Origin of the sequence: Streptomyces sp. CBMA123 (assembly GCF_014596465.1) — a bacterium.
GTDB lineage: Bacteria > Actinomycetota > Actinomycetes > Streptomycetales > Streptomycetaceae > Kitasatospora.
Map to the genome: position 1 here is coordinate 1 of NZ_MECK01000429.1, position 2,466 is coordinate 2,466.

Genomic DNA, 2,466 nt, shown 5'->3' on the forward strand with positions numbered 1-2,466 from the left:
CCGACACCGGGGGCACCGGCCGGGCCGCCCTGGCCGCGGCCCTCGCCGACGCCGCCGGCCGCGCCGGCGCGCCGCACGGAACGTTCCCCTCCGGCTGGCGCAACCTGCCCTCCCAGCCCCAGTCCAAGCGCTACCGGGCCGCGGACGGCACCGAGTCGGAGGTGCGCTACCGCCGGACCAGGGCCGGCCTGGAGGCCGAGGAGCACCCGGACGTCGAACTGGTCGAGGCCCGGCCCGATTACGTCGTGCTGCGCGAGGGCGAGGTCCGGCGCCGCTACGACGTCGCCCGCTACGGCGACCGGGTGTACGTCGACGCCCCGACCGGCGGCACCGCCCTCACCGCCCTGCCGCGCTTCCCCGACCCCACCGCCCGGACCGAACCCGGCGCCCTGCTCGCCCCGATGCCCGGCACCGTCCTGCGCACCACCGCCGCCGTCGGTGACACCGTCACGGCGGGCCGGCCGCTGCTCGTGCTGGAGGCGATGAAGATGGAGCACCGCGTCACCGCCCCCACCGACGGCACCCTGGTCGAACTGCACGTCACCCCCGGCCAGCAGGTGCGGCTCGGCGCCCTGCTCGCCGTCGTCAAGTCCCCCGAAGAGGCCTGAGCACGCACTCGAGCCGCCTGAGCACGCACCCGAACCGCCTGAGCACCCTCCCGAACCGCCTGAGCACCCTCCCGAACCGCCTGAGCACGCGCCCGAACATCCGGAACAGAGGAAGGACCCGCATGTCGGCCATCGGCAGTCAGCTCCTCGAAACGCCCGAACGCACCGCCCTGCGCAAGGCCGTCGGCGACCTCGGCCGCCGCTACGGCTCCGCCTACTACCTCGCCAAGGCCCGGGCCGGCGAGCCCGCCGAGGAGCTGTGGGCGGACGCCGGCAAGGCCGGCTACCTGGGCGTCAACCTGCCCGTCGAGTACGGCGGCGGGGGCGGCGGCATCAGCGACCTCGCCATCGTCCTGGAGGAACTGGGCACCGCCGGCTGCCCCTTGCTGCTGCTGATCGTCTCCCCGGCGATCTGCGGCACGGTGATAGCCCGGTACGGCACCGACGAGCAGAAGCAGCGCTGGCTGCCCGGACTGGCCGACGGCAGCCGTACGATGGCCTTCGGCATCACCGAGCCGGACGCCGGCAGCAACTCGCACCGGATCTCCACCATCGCCCGCCGGGACGGCGAGGACTGGCTGCTGACCGGCCGCAAGGTGTTCGTCTCCGGCATCGACCACTCGGACGCCGTGCTGTTCGTCGCCCGTACCGAGACCGTGGACACCGGAGGGGGCCGCACCGGCAAGCTCAAGCCCTGCCTGTTCGTCGTCCCGCGCGACACCCCCGGCTTCGAGTACCGGGCGATCCCGATGGAACTCGTCGCCCCCGAGAAGCAGTTCCAGGTCTTCCTGGACGACGTCCGGCTGCCCGCCGACGCCCTGGTCGGGGACGAGAACGCCGGCCTGCTCCAGTTGTTCGCCGGCCTCAACCCGGAGCGCATCCTGACCGCCGCCTTCTCGCTCGGCCTGGCCCGCCAGGCGCTCGGCAAGGCGGTGGAGTACGCGAAGACCCGTACTGTCTGGTCCACCCCGATCGGCGCCCACCAGGGCCTGGCGCACCCGCTGGCCCAGTGCGCGGTGGAGATCGAGCTGGCCCGGCTGATGACCCAGAAGGCCGGGCTGCTCTACGACGCGGGCGAGGACCTGGCGGCCGGGGAGGCCGCCAACATGGCCAAGTACGCCGCGGGCGAGGCCGCCGCCCGGACGGTCGACCAGGCGGTGCAGACCCTCGGCGGCAACGGCCTCACCCAGGAGTACGGCCTGGGCGCGCTGCTGGCCGCCACCAGGGTCGGCCGGGTCGCCCCGGTGAGCCGGGAGATGGTGCTCAACTTCGTCGCCCAGCACACCCTGGGCCTGCCCAAGTCCTACTGACCGGGGGAGGCGGCGTCACCGCGCGTCCGTCAGGTGGGCGAAGACCACGGTGTTGGCCTCGTACCCGGTGCGCCGGTCGAACTTCCCGCCGCAGGTGATCAGCCGCAGCTCGGCCCGTTCGGTGGGGCCGTAGACCAGGGCGTCGGGGAAGTCCCGCTTGGGGAAGACCCGCACCTCGTCCACGGTGAACACGGCGGTGCGCCGGTCCTTGCGGGTCACCTCGACGGTGTCGCCGGGGCGCAGCAGTCCGAGCCGGTAGAACACGGCCGGGCCGGTGTGGCTGTCGGCGTGCCCGACGACCAGCGCGTTCCCGGCGGCGCCGGGGGTGGCGCCGTCCCGGTACCAGCCGGCCAGGTTGCGCTGCTCCATCGGCGGGGTGTTCAGCTGCCTGGCGGCGGTGAGCCCGAGTCCGGTGACCGGGGCGTCGACCTTGATCGCGGGGATCCGGATCCGGGTGGGCGCCGAGGCCGGCAGCGGCGGACGGGCGGGTGGCGGGGTCGGGCTCGGCTCGGCGACCGGTGACGGCGCCGCGGCCGGTCGGACGGCGG

At 74.5% G+C, this 2,466-nt stretch carries 3 protein-coding genes; 2 read left to right on the top strand and 1 reads right to left on the bottom strand.

Features of this window, described 5'->3' with window-relative positions:
- A partial coding sequence (locus BG452_RS32690; RefSeq protein WP_188307977.1) for a biotin/lipoyl-binding protein occupies positions 1–608 on the top strand: 608 nt, incomplete at its 5' end.
- A gap of 122 nt (positions 609–730) precedes the next feature.
- The gene (locus tag BG452_RS32695) at positions 731–1,918 is read left to right on the top strand and encodes an acyl-CoA dehydrogenase family protein (protein WP_188307978.1); all 1,188 of its coding nucleotides are present in this window, start codon (positions 731–733) and stop codon (positions 1,916–1,918) included.
- Between the two features lie 15 nt (positions 1,919–1,933).
- On the opposite strand, the gene BG452_RS32700 is transcribed toward BG452_RS32695, so the two are convergent.
- A partial coding sequence (locus tag BG452_RS32700; RefSeq protein WP_188307979.1) for a class F sortase occupies positions 1,934–2,466 on the bottom strand: 533 nt, incomplete at its 5' end.